General features: G+C 52.1%; 15 protein-coding genes and 1 tRNA gene. 13 read left to right on the forward strand and 3 right to left on the reverse strand.

Going from position 1 to position 18074, the window contains the following annotated elements; translation table 11 throughout:
- Window positions 1-102 precede the first annotated feature (102 nt).
- The 12 genes from HMPREF9156_RS0100705 (at window position 103) to HMPREF9156_RS0100765 (ending at window position 13699) form a co-directional block, all read left to right on the forward strand.
- Entirely contained in the window at window positions 103-3345 is a 3243-nt protein-coding gene (locus HMPREF9156_RS0100705) for an Rne/Rng family ribonuclease (protein WP_017147349.1), read from the forward strand.
- 186 nt (window positions 3346-3531) lie between these two features.
- Entirely contained in the window at window positions 3532-3840 is a 309-nt protein-coding gene (gene rplU, locus HMPREF9156_RS0100710) for a 50S ribosomal protein L21 (protein ID WP_007148023.1), read from the forward strand.
- A 46-nt stretch (window positions 3841-3886) separates the two neighbouring features.
- Window positions 3887-4138, forward strand: a complete 252-nt coding sequence (rpmA, locus tag HMPREF9156_RS0100715; protein ID WP_007148024.1) for a 50S ribosomal protein L27 — start codon at window positions 3887-3889, stop codon at window positions 4136-4138.
- Between the two features lie 227 nt (window positions 4139-4365).
- A complete protein-coding gene (gene obgE, locus HMPREF9156_RS0100720) occupies window positions 4366-6024 on the forward strand; it encodes a GTPase ObgE (RefSeq protein WP_007148025.1) in 1659 nt (552 codons plus the stop codon).
- Complete coding sequence (locus tag HMPREF9156_RS0100725; RefSeq protein ID WP_233417606.1) at window positions 5981-7210, forward strand: pyridoxal phosphate-dependent aminotransferase; 1230 nt, start codon at window positions 5981-5983, stop codon at window positions 7208-7210. Before obgE ends, HMPREF9156_RS0100725 begins: the two co-directional genes overlap by 44 nt.
- A gap of 265 nt (window positions 7211-7475) precedes the next feature.
- Window positions 7476-7548, forward strand: a tRNA-Trp gene (locus HMPREF9156_RS0100730).
- A gap of 69 nt (window positions 7549-7617) precedes the next feature.
- The gene (gene secE / locus HMPREF9156_RS0100735) at window positions 7618-7848 is read left to right on the forward strand and encodes a preprotein translocase subunit SecE (protein ID WP_007148027.1); all 231 of its coding nucleotides are present in this window, start codon (window positions 7618-7620) and stop codon (window positions 7846-7848) included.
- A gap of 74 nt (window positions 7849-7922) precedes the next feature.
- A complete protein-coding gene (gene nusG / locus HMPREF9156_RS0100740) occupies window positions 7923-8870 on the forward strand; it encodes a transcription termination/antitermination protein NusG (protein WP_007148028.1) in 948 nt (315 codons plus the stop codon).
- A 157-nt stretch (window positions 8871-9027) separates the two neighbouring features.
- Window positions 9028-9459 (forward strand): 50S ribosomal protein L11, encoded by a 432-nt coding sequence (gene rplK / locus HMPREF9156_RS0100745; RefSeq protein ID WP_007148029.1) that lies wholly within the window; start codon window positions 9028-9030, stop codon window positions 9457-9459.
- Between the two features lie 61 nt (window positions 9460-9520).
- Window positions 9521-10213 carry a 50S ribosomal protein L1 gene (gene rplA, locus HMPREF9156_RS0100750; protein WP_007148030.1) on the forward strand — a complete coding sequence of 231 codons (693 nt, stop codon included), beginning with the start codon at window positions 9521-9523 and terminating at the stop codon, window positions 10211-10213.
- A 919-nt stretch (window positions 10214-11132) separates the two neighbouring features.
- Complete coding sequence (locus HMPREF9156_RS0100760) at window positions 11133-11813, forward strand: HNH endonuclease family protein (protein WP_231198120.1); 681 nt, start codon at window positions 11133-11135, stop codon at window positions 11811-11813.
- A 485-nt stretch (window positions 11814-12298) separates the two neighbouring features.
- Window positions 12299-13699, forward strand: a complete 1401-nt coding sequence (locus HMPREF9156_RS0100765) for an NCS2 family permease (protein ID WP_007148033.1) — start codon at window positions 12299-12301, stop codon at window positions 13697-13699.
- Between the two features lie 280 nt (window positions 13700-13979).
- Here HMPREF9156_RS0100765 and HMPREF9156_RS0100775 read toward each other — a convergent pair whose 3' ends face one another.
- Entirely contained in the window at window positions 13980-14231 is a 252-nt protein-coding gene (locus HMPREF9156_RS0100775; RefSeq protein WP_162097890.1) for a hypothetical protein, read from the reverse strand.
- A 538-nt stretch (window positions 14232-14769) separates the two neighbouring features.
- On the opposite strand from HMPREF9156_RS0100775, the gene HMPREF9156_RS0100780 reads away from it, so the two are divergent.
- The gene (locus HMPREF9156_RS0100780) at window positions 14770-15669 is read left to right on the forward strand and encodes a hypothetical protein (RefSeq protein ID WP_007148035.1); all 900 of its coding nucleotides are present in this window, start codon (window positions 14770-14772) and stop codon (window positions 15667-15669) included.
- 647 nt (window positions 15670-16316) lie between these two features.
- On the opposite strand, the gene HMPREF9156_RS0100785 is transcribed toward HMPREF9156_RS0100780, so the two are convergent.
- Both HMPREF9156_RS0100785 and trxA read right to left on the reverse strand, forming a co-directional pair.
- Complete coding sequence (locus tag HMPREF9156_RS0100785; RefSeq protein WP_007148036.1) at window positions 16317-17357, reverse strand: aggregation-promoting factor C-terminal-like domain-containing protein; 1041 nt, start codon at window positions 17355-17357, stop codon at window positions 16317-16319.
- A 260-nt stretch (window positions 17358-17617) separates the two neighbouring features.
- Window positions 17618-17971 carry a thioredoxin gene (trxA, locus tag HMPREF9156_RS0100790; protein ID WP_007148037.1) on the reverse strand — a complete coding sequence of 118 codons (354 nt, stop codon included), beginning with the start codon at window positions 17969-17971 and terminating at the stop codon, window positions 17618-17620.
- Between the last annotated feature and the right edge of the window lie 103 nt (window positions 17972-18074).

Below are 18074 nucleotides of genomic sequence, written 5' to 3' on the forward strand. Positions count from 1 at the left end.
GGATGTGCTGGTGTCCGCCCTGCTGGAAGACTTTTGGGAAGCTATGGAAGCTTGCTGCGCGTACAGGCTCGGATGCTGAGCAATGCATAGGCAGCAGCGTGCATGGCCAGGACCCGGAACACAATGCAGTGTGTTCCGCTAGGAGTAAATAACGTGTCAGATAAAGACGAAAAATTGAATACAGATATAAAAGATGCGCAGGCGTCTGCACCGGATACTGCGAAAAGCCCGGCAGCTGCTGCCCGTTCTGCTGCAGCTGGGATGCCGAAACGTACGCGCAAAAGCAGAGGGCGTGTAACGCGCAGCGCGGGTGCAGCTGGTGACAGCGCCGTGCCGGTAGTCGTCGATGCCGCTTCTGATACTGCTGCCGATCCCGTTTCTGACAGGCAGCGTGCAAAATCCGGATCCCGTGCCGGCTCGGGGAAAGCGGTCAGCCGCAAGGCTGCAGGTAAAGCTGCGGATACCCGTAATACCCACAATAATGCTGCAGGGGATGCTGATACCCGCAGCGACACTCACGATGGCAGCAACCAGAAAAACGGAAATACCGGGAATCATGCGCAGCCGGCTGCGCGGGGTAAGCGTATACAGGCCCTTGCTGAAGAAATATTCGTTGATAAAGGTATTGCTGCGTCCCAGGCCGAACCGGCTGCCCATGCTCCCCGTGTGTCCGGTGCAGCATCCCCGGATGCATCTTCCGATGACCGCGGCAACTCGGCCAGTACCAGGTTCACCAGTAACAGCAACGATTCCCTGTTTTCTGCACCGTTCTCACAGCAGAATACAGGGCCGGATACGGACGGGGCAGCCCTTCCTGCCGCAAAGCCTATGATGTCGCTCCTTTTCCAGGCGCCTGTGCTTCCTGCTGCCGATTCTGTCCGGCCCAGGGCCACACGCGGCGGCAGCCATGTGACGCTTGACACTATCAATGAGGCTCTGGAAGAGCAGAGCAGCAGGAAAGATAAATCGCGCGGCATCGGTCTGCAACCTCATGGCAGCCGTAACGGGAATGACGGACGCGCCGGCAGGAACGCTGCTGCAGGCAATATCCGTATGCCCAATGCCCGGCAGGCTGAAGAAGAAGATTTCAGCGGCGACAGCGATACTGATGCCCGTTATGGAGGACATCGGAGCAGCCGCCGGCTGAATGCCCAGGAACGCCGGGCCGCAGCTGAAGTGGAACAGATCGAGGAAGACCTTGAAAATGACGAAATCACGTATAACCCTATAGAAAGCGAGCTTGAAGAGCTTGCCCGGGAGCGCCGGTACAGCAGGCATTACGATGACGGCGGTGACGAGGAGGAATATGATTCCCAGCCGCGGCGCCGCACCCGCAGCAGCTCATCGCGCACAAGGAAAGGGAACCGCCGCGGAAGGGGCGAGGACAGCAGCTATCCGGAGGATGACGGGCAGTTCGGCAGCCGTACCCGCAGCAGTGCTGATGACTACGATGCAGACGATGAACCGGTTTCTACCCGCCGTCGCCGCCGTCGCCGCAGGGGTTCTGCTGACCAGCAGGAGGATGAGCGGATCCCGCGTTCACGCAAGCAGCAGTATATTGACAAGATAACTGGGATCGAAGGTTCCACGAGGCTGGAGGCCAAGCGCCAGCGCCGCAGGGACAACCGCAGGGAACGTTCGCGCAGATCGCTTATTACTGAACAGGATTTCCTGGCACGCCGCGAGAACGTTGACCGCCTGATGGTCGTCCGCCAGAAGGGGCGCCACTCGCAGGTCTCTGTTATCGAAGATAACGTTCTTGTAGAGCATTATATTTCCGATATTGAGGAAGTTTCATCCGTCGGGAATATTTACCAGGGACGCGTGCAGAATGTACTGCCCAGTATGGAGGCTGCATTCGTTGATATCGGGCAGCACCGCAATGGTGTCCTGTATGCCGGTGAGGTCAACTGGGACGCTACCCGCCTTGATGGCCAGCCCAGGCTTGTGGAGCATGCATTCAGGCCGGGCGATAATGTGCTTGTGCAGGTGACGAAAGACCCTATCGGGCATAAAGGCGCACGTCTGACGGCTCAGATCACTGTGGCAGGGCGCTATCTGGTGCTTGTCCCCGCGGGAGGCATTACCGGCGTTTCGCGCAAATTACCGGAACGCGAGCGCACACGCCTGAAAAATATCGTTGATAAAGTTGCTCCCAAGAATATGGGCGTAATTATCCGCACGGCTGCAGAAGGTGCCAGCGAAGAGGCGCTGCAGCGTGATATGCAGCATCTGGTCAGCCAGTGGGATCATGTTGAAAAAGGCCTTAAAGATTACGAAAGTTCCAAGCGCCCCCATCTTCTCCAGGGGGAGCCCGATGTTGTGATCCGCGTGATCCGGGATATTTTCAATGATGATTTCAGCAAACTGGTTGTTGAAGGTGACGATGTGTACAGCAGGATCAGGGAATATCTTGAATCTGCTGCGCCTGATATGCTTGAGCGCCTTGAAAAATGGGATCCTGAAGAGCATAAGGGCAGGGATGTTTTCGATAAATGGTCTATTGATTCCCAGCTGCGCAAAGGGATGGAACGCAAGGTATATCTCCCGTCGGGCGGTTCGCTGATCGTTGACCGCACTGAGGCCATGACGACTATTGATGTTAATACAGGCCGTTTTATTGGGCGCGGACAGTCGCTTGAAGAGACGGTTACCAAGTGCAATCTGGAAGCTGCCGAGGAGATCGTGCGCCAGCTGCGTCTGCGCGATATCGGCGGTATGATCATGATCGATTTTGTTGATATGGTCATGCCGCAGAACCGCGACCTTGTCCTGCGCAGGCTTGTGGAATGCCTGTCCCGTGACCGTACCAAGCATCAGGTTGCTGAGGTGACTTCCCTCGGGCTGGTCCAGATGACCCGGAAACGTGTGGGGCAGGGGCTTGTGGAGGCCTTCTCCGAAGAATGCCCGACATGCGGCGGGCGCGGGTTTATCCTTCATGATGAGCCTACGGTTTCTGCAGATTATGATGACCCGTATGCGCTTAAAGGCGGGGATCCTTTCGTCCATACGAATAAGCACGGGTATGGGCGAAGCCATTATGACGACACTGATTCCAACGCACCCAAGGGCTCTACTCCGCAGGTGAAGGCAACGCTTGCGCGTATCGCTGCCGCCGCGGCTGAAGCTGCCGAATCGGATAAAACAGCTTCCGGCAGGACAGATGCGGATAAGGAGCATACGGATAGGGCTGAAGCGGGCACTGCAGATATAGGTACGGCAGCTGCGGGTACGGGAGACGCTGATACAGCGGATGCCAATACAGCAGATACGGGTACGGTCCCTGCCGAAACTGTTTCTGCAGGATCTGGCGACGGCGGAACGGACACGGCCAAGGCCGATTAGTCCAGTACGCCTCCTATGTTAGGAGTTCGCATGCATTTTGAGCGCGTTATAATACAGCAGATTTGACGCGAGGCCAATATGCATATAGAGTAGATAGCTGGTGTCTTCAGGTGCAGCAGAGTTTCCGTGCTTCTGCAGTGCCTGCTGAGCAGCAGGAAAATAGCTTAAAACAGGCAAGGTAGAACTATGTACGCGATTGTAAAAGCTGGCGGCCACCAGGAAAAGGTTGAGGTTGGGGACAAGTTTATTGTCAATCGCCTTGACGCCAAGAAAGGCGATTCTGTAGAGTTCCCCGTCGCTCTTATAGTTGACGGCTCTAAGGTTACCGTGGCTGCTAAGGATCTGGCCAAGGTTTCGGTCAAAGCTGAAGTGGTTGATGATGAGGCTAAAGGTAAGAAGATCCACATCCAGAAGTTTAAGAATAAGACCGGCGTTGCACGCCGCAAGGGTCATCGTCAGAAGCTTACGGTCCTGAAAGTTACTGAGATTGCTTAGTGCGCTCAGGAAAAATACGGGTTGTAAGGATACGAAAGGAAGTTAAATGGCACACAAGAAAGGTGCTTCAAGCTCTCGTAACGGTCGCGATTCAGGCCCACAGTACCTGGGTGTGAAGAAGTTCGGCGGCGAAGCAGTTGTAGCAGGTAATATTATCGTCCGCCAGCGCGGAAGTAAATTCCATCCGGGGCATGGCGTAGGTATGGGTAAGGATCATACCCTGTTTGCGCTGCAGGACGGCACCGTACAGTTCGGTGTACGCCGTGACCGCAAGATCGTTGACGTTGTTGCACAGTAGTACTGCCGGAAGGTACTGGTAATAGTACTGCTAGATAATATTTCTGTGTTTTTGATAAGGCCGCGTTTTGACGCGGCTTTATTTATAAGCTGGTATTATTGTGATCCTGCAGAGGCGATCCATCATGCCGGTTATGGGTGTGCCGGATAATAAGTACGGGTATCCCGGGCCGGTATCGGGAATAGCTGAAAGTAATCAGAAATAGTCGGATACGTACAGGTAATGATATGAGTGATTTCGTTGATAGGGTAACTGTCCATGTTAAAGGCGGTGACGGAGGGAACGGCGCCGCGTCTATAAGGCGTGAAAAATATAAGCCGCTTGCCGGTCCGAACGGCGGTGACGGAGGGAACGGCGGTTCTGTGATCGTTGTAGCAGACCCTAATGTTACATCGCTCCTTGATTACAGGTTTGCCCCCCACCGTGCGGCAGGGAACGGCACGATGGGCAAGGGGGACGACAAGGACGGTTCCATGGGGGCCGATCTGGTTTTGCCTGTGCCTCCGGGGACTGTCGTCTTCGGCGCCGCCGCGCATAAAAAAGAGGGGCTGCTGGCAGACCTGCGGAATGCGGGGGACAGGGTCGTGGTTGCCCGCGGCGGCGCCGGCGGTTTAGGAAACCGCTCCCTTGCCAGCCGTGCCCGGCGCGCCCCCGGCTTTGCCCTGCTTGGTGAACCGGGAGAGGAACGGGACATTGTTTTCGAGCTTAAATCCATAGCTGATGTGGCTCTGGTGGGCTATCCGAGTGCCGGGAAATCAAGCCTTATTGCTGCTGTGAGCGCAGCGAAGCCCAAGATCGCCGATTATCCGTTTACTACCCTTACCCCTAATCTGGGTGTGGTCAAAGCGGAAGATAAAGTTTTCACTGTGGCTGATGTGCCCGGCCTCATCCCCGGCGCGGCGCAGGGCAAAGGCCTCGGGCTGGAATTCCTCCGCCATATTGAGCGCACTGAGGTCATTGCGCATGTTATCGACTGCGCAACGCTTGATCCTGGCCGTGATCCTGTCTCTGACTATGAAACATTGGAAAATGAGCTGAAACAGTATGAAGACCAGCTCCAGCTGCCGCTTGGCGCCATCCCGATACGGGACCGCCCGCGTGTTATCATCCTTAACAAAATTGATGTGGCGGAAGCACGTGAACTTGCAGAATTTGTGAAGCCTGATTTTGAGGGAATGGGGCTTAAGGTTGTCCTTGTTTCGACGGTAAGCCACGAGGGGCTGCGGGAGCTGGCTTTCACCTTGGCTGAACTTTCTGAAAAAGTCCGTCGTACTATACGTGAGCGTGAAGTCCGGGATGGTTCCGGCAAGGAAGGGCGCGTTGTCCTCCGGCCTCTGGAGAACAGGTCCCGCCGCCGCCGGACGGGCGCCGGGACCGTTGGCGTTGATTTCAGTATTACGCGGCATGAAGATGCTGACGGGAATTTCTGGTTTACAGTGACGGGTGAAAAACCTGAGCGGTGGGTCCTCCAGACGAATTTTGATAATGAGGAGGCTGTAGGCTATCTTGCTGACCGGCTGGCGAAATTCGGCGTGGAAGATGCCCTGAAAGCCCAGGGTGCCCGTATCGGTGATGAAGTGTATATCGGTACCGGCGATAATGCGGTAGGATTCGACTGGGATCCGACGATTGCTGCCGGAGCTGAGATGCTTGACAGCAGCCCCCAGTCGCAGCGCGGGCATGATGCCCGGCTGGATGCCCTGGAGGAATCAAGGAGCCAGCGTAGGACCAATGCCCAGCGCCGCCGCGAGTACCACGAGTGGATGGATGCTAAGGCGGCTGTCCGCGCGGCCATGGAAAAAGAACGTAAGGCAGGGCATTGGGCTGACCCGTCGAAGGCTGATGACCCCCATGATGAGCATGGATTGGAAAATTATGAAGCTTAGCAGCCGTATCCGCAATATCGGGGCAAGTGTCACCCTGGAAATTGACAGCAAGGCCAAACAGATGCGGTCTCAAGGCATCAGAGTTATCAGTTTCGGCACAGGCGAACCGGATTTCCCGACGCCGAAGTACATTGCTGATGCTGCTTCGCGGGCAGCGCTGGATCCGCAGAACCATAAATACACTGCAACGCAGGGCCTTCCTGAGCTCCGTGAGGCGATCGCCCGCAAGACTTTAAGGGATTCCGGATACCCTGCCGATCCTGCTGATATCGTGGTCACTAATGGCGGTAAGCAGGCAGTATATGAGGCAATACAGATAGTTGCCGATCCGGGGGATGAAGTGGTTATCCCTTCCCCCTACTGGGTGAGCTACACTGAAGCTGTAAAGCTTGCCGGAGGCGTACCTGTGTGCGTACCGGCTGCTGCAGACACTAATTTTGAACCGGCTGTTGAACAGCTGGAGCGGGTCCGGACTCCTGCAACGAAGGTGGTCATTGTCAATTCGCCGAATAACCCTACAGGATCCGTATGGTCGGAACAGGTTTTGCGGGATATTGCCCGGTGGGCGCTTGAGAACGGGATATGGGTCCTGTCTGATGAGATCTATGAGCATCTTGTGTATGACGGTGCTGAGGCTCCGCATATCGGTGCACTGGAGCCCGATATCCGCAGGCAGCTTATTGTGGTGAACGGCGTTGCAAAAACGTATGCAATGACGGGATGGCGCGTAGGATGGCTTATTGCACCGCCTGATGCAGCGGCGGCGGCAGCCAGGCTTCAGGGCCATATGACATCGAATGTCAATAATGTTGCACAGCGGGCTGCAATCGAGGCAGTCTCGGGGGATCTGTCGGCGGTGGCGGGGATGCGTGCCGCCTTTGATGTGCGCCGGCACGCCATTGTTGCTGCGCTCAACAGGATCCCGGGCATTTCCTGCGGCCTTCCCCAGGGGGCTTTCTATGTATTCGCCGATATCCGCGGGCTTCTTGGCCGGCCGCTTGGCAGTCGTAAAAAAGTGTATACGGATTCTGTCCAGCTGGCATCTGATCTGCTCGATGATATCCATATTGCCGTAATCCCGGGTGAAGGGTTTGGCATGCCCGGGTATATCAGGTTTTCCTATGCTTTGTCTGATGATGACCTTGCTGAGGGGATGTCCCGGCTGGAAAAGTGGGTAATGCTGTAGGCCTGCGGTCTTGAGTGCCTCGGGCCGGGTGGGGCAGCCAGAGTGCGGCGGGGATCAAGGGTATCTCATCTGTTCAAGTGCCTTGTCCGTAATTACAGCAGTGAAGCTATGCTTTCTATGCCGGACACACGGCGAGGCCTTTAGTGGACGAAATCCAAGCTCCACGGTAGACTTAGGGTTTGGCTGTTTTTGGATATTGCTGAGCATACGGCGGATACGCCTGCTGAGGCGGTAAATCGAGAGCAATCGGTACAATAGACACCATAGGGGAGTGGCGCAATTGGTAGCGCAACGGTCTCCAAAACCGTAGGTTGTGGGTTCGAGTCCCGCTTCCCCTGCTTGAAGCCATCATCGCGCCTGCGGTGGTGGCAGATTATTAAGGACACCAGGCAAAAGGTAAGGATGATATGGCAGTATCTGATCATAGGCTTGCAAAGGATAAAAAGCCCAATATCTTTATGCGCATTGGCCTGTTCATTCGTCAGGTTTTTGATGAGATGCGCAAGGTTGTGGCGCCGTCAGGCTTTGAGCTTTTGAAATGGTCGTTTGCAGTGTTCGTCTTTGTGTTCCTGCTTATGCTCTTTACCACAGGGATTGATTTCGGCTTTGGGAGGCTTATGTTTACCCTGTTCGGCTGAACAGGCCATATCTGGCAGGAAAGCAAACAAAGGTTTAACAGCAAGGTTTAACGGCAAAGTTAGTGAAGGATAGTATGGCAGACAATACCGATAATCTTTTTGACGATGGAAGCAGCCACGTCCCGGCGGCAGACAGCAGCAGTGATACCCTGCAGGCTGCTGAAGCAGAAGAGGCTGCTAAGGCTGCAGAGGCTGATGGAACTGTTCCGGCTGAGGCACAGGAGGATCATGATGCCTCCCGTGAGGCTGCGGATAAGGAATCATCGGCTGCCGCAGAAGAGGGATCTGAGGTATCTGCCGATCCGGAACAATCGGATCAGGGCAGCAGCGGGGATGCCGATGCGGCCCCGGCCGGCGCTGAAGGTGCCGAACCTGATAATACCGGGGAAACCGCGGATACGCCGGATGCCGGTGACAAGGCTGTCGATGAGTTCAAGAGGTCGCTGCGTACCCTTGACGGCAAATGGTATGTCCTTCACACATATTCCGGTTACGAGAAGCGTGTAAAAGCGAATATTGAATCCCGTGTGCAGAATTTCGGCCTTGAAGATACCGTTTTCCAGGTCGAGATACCGATGGAAGAGGTGGAGAAGCATACGGAAAAAGGTAAGAAAGTCGTTTCGCGCGTCCGTATTCCCGGGTATGTGCTTATCCGTATGTGGCCTGATGACGATGCCCGCCGTATAATCCGCGAAACTGAAGGTGTAACGGGTTTTGTGGGATCTAACCGCGAAGCCGTGCCGCTGAGCCGTCAGGAAGTCGTTGATATGATGGCCCCGATGATCCGTTCGGAAGCCCTTAAGGCTTCTGGTGACAAGCCTAAGGCTGCGCGCCAGCGCAAGGTTGAAGTAGTCTTCAGCATGGGCGAATCCGTCACGGTGACTGACGGGCCGTTCGCGACTATGACGGGTGTCGTTTCAGAACTTCAGCCGGCCGCACAGAAGCTTACCGTACTTGTCAATATCTTTGGACGCGATACACCTGTAGAGCTCGGTTTTGACCAGGTGGAGAAAATCTCCTAAAGCCTTTAGTCCCCAGATACTGGCATAATAAGAAAGCTTGTTTTGCCTTACTGCCCGTAAGGGAACCCTTTTGCGGCAGAAGGCGGATCAGGAATGCGGGAGATGCAGGCAGACGTCTTGTATCGGTCGTACCGCGAATAGAAAGAAGAACCAGATAATGGCTCCAAAGAAAAAAGTCTCAGCTATTGTTAAGCTGCAGATCCCGGCAGGGAAAGCAAATCCTGCACCGCCAGTTGGTCCTGCATTGAGCGGCCATGGTGTTAATATCATGGATTTCACCAAGGCATATAACGATGCCACAAAGGATCAGATAGGGCAGATCATCCCTGTAGAAATCACTGTTTATGAGGACCGTTCCTTCACCTTCGTGCTGAAGACCCCTCCGGCAGCTGAACTTCTTCGCAAAGCAGCAGGTGTGCCAAAGGGTGCAGGGAACCCGTTGACCACCAAGGTTGGTTCTGTAACTCATGCCCAGGTGCGTGAGATTGCTGAAACAAAGATGCCTGATCTTTCTGCGCGCGATATTGACGCGGCTGTAAAGATTATTGAAGGTACCGCCCGTTCCATGGGGCTGACTGTAACCGATTAATAAACCAACTGTAAGCAGGCAGGTGTGAGTGCCCTGGCTGCGACTGCTAAGGAGAAAGCAGATGACAAAACGTTCCAAGAAATACCGCGAAGCCGAAGAAATGGTTGATCGCGCTAATTTATATACTGATGAGCAGGCTGTTGCACTGCTCAAAAGCATGCCGAAGCGCGGTTTCGACGAGACGGTTGAAGCTACGTATGTGCTGAATGTCGATCCCCGCAAGGCTGACCAGCTTATCCGCGGTACCGTCAACCTTCCTCATGGGACTGGTAAAACAGCCCGCGTCCTCGTATTTGCCCGCGGCCCGCAGGCAACGGCAGCGGCTGAAGCCGGCGCGGATGAGGTCGGCGACGATGAACTTATCGAGAAAGTATCCAAAGGCTACACCGATTTTGATGCCGTTGTCGCAACACCCGACATGATGGGCAAAGTCGGGCGTCTCGGGCGCGTGCTTGGGCCCCGCGGCCTTATGCCGAACCCGAAGACCGGCACGGTCACTATGGATGTCGCTAAGGCTGTTGCCGATATTAAGGGCGGTAAGATCGAATTCCGCGTTGATAAAGACGGTAACCTCAGCTTTATTATCGGCAAACTTTCGTTCGGAGATCAGGATCTGGTGGAGAATTTCCGCTCTGTTGCTGATGAGATCCGCCGCTTGAAGCCTGCTACCGTGAAAGGGCGCTACATCGAGAAAGTTACCATGACTTCCACGATGAATCCCGGCGTACCGCTGGATATAGCCCCTCTGTCATAGGGTGTGAAAATAAATGATAGTTAAGGGGCGGGAAATAATCCCGCCCCTTAACTATTTCCCTTATTCTTTCTTATTTCCTCTGTTTTCATATTATTCTTATTCTTCTTTTTTCTTTTTACCCTTTCGCACTCGCCCTCTTCACCTGCGTTCTCCTTCTTCCTTCCCTCATCTCATCTTCATCCTTATTCCTCTTCATCCTCGCTCCGGTCGTCATCCCGCTTCACCTTCCAATCTCACTCTGCCCTTCCTTACACCCTGCCTTTTCTTACTCTCCAATCTCATCTCACCTCCTTATTTTTCGATCTCACCCCGTTCTTCCTTACTCTCCGATTTCATCTCACTTCTTTACTTTCCGACCTTTTATCCACATACATATGTAGCCCCACTTCCGACCTCACTCCATCTCTCCCTACCTTCTGACCTCACTCCATACCCTCCTTACTTTCCGATCGTACTCCACCATCTCCTTACTCTCCAATCTCACCCCATCCCCTCACCCAACTCGAAGATACGGATCCTCCTCCGACGGCCTCCTCCCACATCCGTACAGCTGAAACTATAACGGGGAGAAGGCAGATAGCCTGTTATGTATCCATCATTGTGCAGAAGGGCTGTGTTTGCATCTTTGAGTTGGGTGAGTGCAGCATACCGTATGCGGCTACAATGGAAGATGGCCCGTTGTTTGAATCGCATCAGGGTCGGTAAGAAGACTGGCTTTAGGGAATTATGGAGCAGCGTGATGAGGAATCGTCGTTTTAAGGTGACTGATGTTGCAGCGCCGGATAAGGATAATCCGCCGCTGAGGAGGAATACGCAGCCTAGCATGGCTGCGCGCGCAGGCAGCGGCTCTGAGGACGTTCGGCCGGGTACCAGTGATGGTGTACGCGGCAGCGGATCATCGCATAAGCGTGCATGGGCAATGTTCCTTCTTCTTGTCGCCCTGGCCGTGTTGACAGGCATCGCCATCGCTTTGATACTACCCAAAATCAGCTCCAGCGTGGCGTCATCAACGGGCGCGAACAATCCGACGGGGGAAGCTGCTAATATCCTGCAAACGCTGGCTGTGCGTGAAGACTCGAGATCGGCAGGAGGTTATAACCGTGGGCTTTTTGGTTTTCGCCAGACTGATGATGACGGTAACGGCTGCGATATCAGGGAAGATGTGCTGGCGCGCGATCTCAAGGACATCAAATATAAATATGCCGGGAGCTGCAAAGTGTCAAGCGGAGTTTTGAATGATCCATATACGGGGACGGTTATATATTTCCGCAGAGGCGCAAAAACAAGTGCTGCCGTGCAGATCGACCATGTAGTTGCGCTGCATAATGCATGGGATTCAGGCGCAAGCCAGTGGCCGTCAGCGAAAAAGTATAAGTTTGCCAATGATCCATACAACCTGCTTGCGGTGGAAGGGCAGGCAAACCAGGAGAAAGGCGATGCCTCTGCGGATGCGTGGCTCCCAACGAATAAGGGGTTCAGATGTGAGTATGTAGCGCGTCAGATCGGCGTAAAAGCCAAGTATTCACTTACAGTCACGCAGGCGGAAAAGGATGTTATGATGGGCACATTGCGGTCATGTCCGGCTCAAAAATTACCGTGAAATAGAACATCAGCCTGTGACAGTTTTCCTCTATGTCGTCTCCCAGTCTTGGCGAAACCATATTACACATCTCATTATGCGGACGGATGCGCTGTATATGCAGGAAAATACGCTGATACATCCTCCATATGTATTATCCTCAGAGATGTTCCCACTTGATGGTCGTATTGGCTTTTGGTTTATATGGTTGATCCGCCAGGAATGCACAAATATAGATCAGTTAGTATGGCCTCATTTTGGATCATGGAATTGTGTGCGGGTGCCGACGGACATTGAGTACTGAGAGTTATGCGCATAAATCTAAATCTATAAATGAAAATCTCATAATCAAAGTAATGAGAAAACAGATCGTCAAGGAGAGCGGTGGCACTTCTGGTAAACCAAACCAGTCCCACTACTAGCAGCTGCCTGTGGAGCTGCCCCAGGGTATGGCGGGGAGGATCCGGAGCCCACATACACTATAACTCCGTACGCGAAGGAATCTAATGGAGCGACTATTCAAGCTCAGGGAGAACGGTACAAAAGTCTCCACTGAAGTTATTGCAGGATTAACAACATTTTTTGCGATGGCATATATTATCGCAGTTAACCCTAACGTGCTCACTGCAGCAGGGATGCCATGGGGCGCTGTGTTTCTGGCAACGATCATCGCAGCGATCATCGGCACACTGGTTATGGGCCTTTTTGCCAATGTCCCGTATGCTTTGGCGCCCGGCGTAGGGCTGAATGCGTTCTTTACGTTCACCGTGGTCAAAGGGCTTAATTTTACGTGGCAGGAAGCCATGGCGATGGTGTTCGTCTGCGGGATCATCAATGTGCTGATCACAGTAACGAAATTGCGGAAAATGATAATCCGCTCTATCCCGCCAATGCTCCAGCATGCGATTAGCGGCGGAATCGGTATTTTTATTGCTTACGTAGGACTTGTTGACATTGGGATAATCCATTTTACGCCTGATAATTCTGCGCGGTCCGGCGCAAATATCAGCCTTGCAACCTTGAATTCTCCAACCTTGATCCTCTTCCTTATCGGACTGTTTATTGCTGTCGTCCTTACCGTACTGAAATTCCCCGGTAAATGGGGCGTCCTCAATAAAGGCTCGTTCATTATCGCCATGCTGGCCACAACTGTGATCGGCATCCCTATGGGAATCACCACTATGTCGCACAGCGTGAACCTGGGGGAAGCATTCGGGCAGCTGCCACAGACATTCCTTGCGATATTTACACCTCAGGGGTTCCCGGCCCTGTTCAGCAACCCCGCGAAGATACCCCTGGTTCTGGTGACGATTTTCGCGTTCTCTCTGTCAGATACTTTCGATACGATCGGGACTTTCATTGGGACAGGCCGCCGGTCAGGGATTTTCTCGCAGGCAGATGAAGAGGCGATGGAGAACGGCAAAGGTTTCAGCTCCAAGATGGACAAAGCTCTGTTCGCTGATTCCACAGCCACATCAATCGGTGCACTGATCGGCACATCTAACACAACTACGTATATCGAGTCTGCAGCAGGCATTGCTGCCGGAGGCCGTACAGGGCTGACCTCTATTGTGGTCGCCGTCTGTTTCCTCCTCAGCGCAGTACTCTCACCGTTCGTTTCTGCGATCCCGAGTGCCGCTACAGCGCCTATCCTGGTAATCGTAGGATGCATGATGATGAGCGCCTTCGGCGAAATCGAGTGGAGCGATATCAGCGTTGCGATTCCTGCGTTCTTCACGTCCATTTTTATGGCGTTCGCTTATTCGATCTCATACGGTATTGCCGCCGGGTTCATTACATATTGTATTACCAAGGTCTGCAGGAAAGAGGCTAAAGACGTACACCCGATCATATGGGGTGTGGCGATCCTGTTCATTGCAGATCTTGCGCTGCAGGCCGTATTCTAAGTTCCCCGCGTCAAAAGGCGTGTAAGAAAAATGTGAGAGGGGAGAGAGGAGAACGGTGAGGCATGGTATATGATATATACCTATACCGCTGCGGCGGCTGATATCTTATATGTTATGTTGTATGGGTTTGTGCGGGTGCATCAGATGTGGATAGAGTACCTTCATAGATCCCTCAGAGAGGTGATTTTGGGCTTGAGGCTGAGATCGGGGATGGAATCTCTGTATAGGTTTGTGTTTACGAGAGACGTGTACCGGGTCAAGGTATGCCTTATTATCGCCGTTATATCGGGGGTATATCCGGGTCAGCTCTAGTTAAAACCGTACCTGTATCTCTTTTCTCTCTCTTTATCTCGCTCTCTCTTCCTCTCTCTCGCTCTCTCTTTTTTCCCTCGAAAAAGAAACGATCCACTCGTCTCTTCTTTCTTTTTTCCCGCACAAAGAGCATACTTACCCGCGTATTTACCTCTATACTTATCTGCGTGCACAGCCATCCCTCAGCCTCGCCTTCCCGCTTACCTCTCCTCCAACTCATTCCTCCCCCAACTTATCTCTTCTCCAACTCACCTCTCCTCCAACTCACCTCTCCTCCAACTCATTCCTCCTCCAACTTATCTCGCCTCCAACTCACTTTTCCTTCAACTCACCTCTTCTTCAACTCACCTAAAACGTATTTACGATACTGGGATCATTGAATATCTGCCCGTCATCAAAATGTATCTTCGAGTTGGGTGAGACGGATCCAGCGCAGGAGAAATTATCTTGACCTCACTGAACTGTACAGGCCGAAATTGTGGAGTATGGATCATAAGACACAAAGCGTAAATCATAAACTACAATGCATAAGATATAAGGCATGAACTATAAACCATAAGTTATTAAGTCATATATCCCAGATCATAAACCATAAATAATGTCAACAATAAGATCATGCGTTTTATCCACATTCGACCACATTTACCAAGGACTCTGACTTCAGCGCCGGAAATACTTTAGACTGATAAAGCGAAAACTGTAAAAGAAGATCATAAATGGGGAAGTAGCCACCTAGCGGTAACGGAGGTATAGGCAGAATGGTGGAAATGGTGAGCCCGCCAGGCCTAATGCTTTTCCGGCAGCCTGGCAAGTTCGAGATTATGAGGTACGCTGCCTGGGAACGGCAGCAAGAAGCGCTGCAGGTTTGTTCCGGTATGCAAATGAGAACGAAACATTGTATAGTGGCGAGCCACTATACGGCAGCTGCTCTTCTCGGCGTACCCGTGCCTAAAAGGAAGCCAGGCCGGTCATTTCTAGTTGTGCGGCATAAAAAGGACCGGATAAGGTTAAAGAATGTCAGCTGCCGCTATTGGAAAAATCTGGATATTCCAGGCGCCCTCGTTGATATGGGAGATTTTCAGTGTGTGTCTCCGGAAGCCCTTTTTGTCCAGATGTCAATGGAACTTTCGCTGGAACAGCTGATCATTTTTGGCGATTCACTGATATGCAGAGATCGCCGGCTCAGGCTGACAACTATACGGAACATCAGGCACTTTATTATGCTGTGTGATCGTTGCCGCGGGATACGGAAATGTATAAAAGCGCTGTTCCGGATGTGTGAGGGCACTGATTCACCTCAGGAGACGAAGCTCAGGCTTGATCTTATCCGCTATGGTCTGCCGAATCCGTGTGTGAATCATCTGTTAAATAATAATTATATTGACTTAAGCTATCCGGAGTCAAAGATCGGTATCGAATACGATGGCCTGCATCATTTGGGGCAGATAAGTAAGGATCATGAGCGGGCCAATGGGATACAGGCTGAAGGATGGCATATTCTTACAGTCGATAAATATATTACAAGGAATTGGGCAAGCTTTATTAAATTTATAATTAACCTCTATGACCTTTTACGTATGAGAAATACCTCAAAAATATCTTTATTGAGGATTCCGCTTTCAGTACCCCAGATATGTGATCGCCGGCGGAGGCTGTGATTATTGAATAACCTGATTTTGTACGATCTATTATGAGGCTGTGTAATCCTGATGCAGCCTGTACAAATGGATTCTTGCATCTTTCATAATGATGGGTATTCCATTGGGCAATAACCAAGATGCTAGGATATTTATAAAATCCGCGTAAGGCAATTAATTTTGCTGTTCCTGTAGTTTTTAGTAACGCCTCACTGGTGCAGCTATATATGTATGATATCTTTATGATGCCGGCAGAGGTAAATGGCTACCGTAAAGATTTGTGATCGCTGATTATTTTTCGCAGCATATCTATCTTTTTTCTTCGACTTTCCGTCGCCCCCCCTATTCCTTTTACCCTCCCACTCAATATTTTTGAGGAATTCCCTAAGGTACCCTCCTCATCGGCTCACCCAACGAGGAATTATATTTCATGATTTATTGAGAATTATGAGGAGAGTATTTTACATCTGCGCGTTAGGTGAGGGGGCAGGGGTAGAGAAGTGGAGGACGGGGGGAGGGAGAGCGAGACAGGGGAGTTAGAGAAGAAAGCAGGATGTAAGAGATAAAATGAGATAAAAAAAGTAGGCAACCACAAAATGGCTGCCTACCTTATGTCCGTTTTCATAAAAGGGGTGTACAGACCAGTGCGGTCAGGACACGCTATGTATTTAGTACCATCCGGTTTTACGCGAATGTGCCCAAGCGCCGCAAGGCGTTGAGTATCGGCCGGCAATATAATTGAGGCCCCAGTTAATCTGTACTGTAGCATCGGTCTGCCAGCCTGCGCCCATCTTAGAACCTGGCAATGCTTGCGGGATCCCGTAAGCACCCGATGGGTTGGCGGCGTTTGAACGCCAGCCGGATTCTTTCTGCCAGAGCTGCACCAGGCACGTAAATTCGCTTTCGCTCCAACCACGTGCAAGCACTTTTGAGTGAGCATAAGACTGTGCATCGCCTACCGGCATTGTTGTCCCATAACTCGCTGAGGAAGAAGAGGAAGGAGACGCTGATTTACGTTCAGAAGTAGAAGTAGACGCTGCCTTCTTCGTCCCTACAAGGATGACCTTGTTAATGGGCGCATTCTTCACATATTCCGTAATGGTGTTAGTGGCCAAAGTCTCGGTGCCATTTTTAGTCACCAGATTGGTGATTTCCATGGTGCCTTCCTTACCTTCGGTCTCAACTTTAGTGCTGCCGGATGGAAGGGAATCATCATTCTTCCGGATCACATTGAAGGGGATAGACTGCTCAAGGGTCTGGATCTCTGAATTGGTACTCGTAATTTTAATAACGGTAGATTCATTGACCTGATCGTCAAGGGAGGGAGAAACCGTGTCGTCATTTGTCAGAGTGATATTCCCGGCCTGCAGGACAGACTTCACTGTAGTAAATCCGCTTCCAGCGACCATACGGAGCTTTCCGTTGATCTCAACCCGCACGTACGTAGTGTTCCTGTCTGCCCCGCCGCGATGCTCTTCAAGGGCTTCGCGGATTGTGCTTCGTGATACGTCCTGAGAACCGTCTTTCAGATCGCTTACCGAGTATTCGGTGATACGCGACGCACGCGATCCCGAATTCCGCCACGCAGCTATTGCCCCGCCAGTAGCAATCAGAACGACTGCAATCGCAGCAGCAGCTGCGCCTATCCACTGCTTTCGCGTGAAACGGCTAAAAATCGATCCTTTACGCTCTATGTGACGTCCAGCCATAAAACTCCTTAATGCCATCCATCTGATAGCAACGACTCCATATTTTAGCAAGTGTCATAAACATCATTGGAAATATTTGCCTATTGCAGTATCCGGGTATTCAGCCAGTCTGATCCCGCTGTTTTATAACAGGATGTTTCGCAACAGGCGATAGATAAGAGGATGCCAGGGAATCCGATATCAGTTGCCCATATACTTATTCGCCTGCACAAGAGGCATGCATGGGGTGAAGCGCAGCTCGGGAGCCAGCGAAGGCTGCCTTACGCCTGCTGGGCTGGTTCCGCCTTGCTTACATCCAGATCTTTCGCCTTCTGTATCAATTCATCCAGATCGGACTTCCTTAACGCGCCGGCCTCTTTATAGATCGTTTTGCCGTTCTTGATAATCGCCAGAGTCGGAACTGCCTGTATCTCAGCATTTGCAGCCAAATCCTGATTCTGGTCAATATCTACCTTACCGAAATATACATCAGCATTCTCATTGCTGGCCTGCTCGTAAATAGGGCCGAAAGCCTTACAGGGGCCGCACCAGGTAGCCCAGAAGTCGATAAATACAAGATCGTTATTTTTGATAGTCTCGTTAAGATTCGTAGAGGTTATTTCATGCGTTGCCATTTGGCGCCTTTCTGTTCCTTAATGTTTATGGTTACGATTCAATGTTCTCAACTGTGGAGGCAGCCTTTATATTCCCCGCGGATTCGCTCCGGGCGATGAGAGG

This window comes from Scardovia wiggsiae F0424, from assembly GCF_000269605.1.
GTDB classification, from domain to species: domain Bacteria; phylum Actinomycetota; class Actinomycetes; order Actinomycetales; family Bifidobacteriaceae; genus Scardovia; species Scardovia wiggsiae.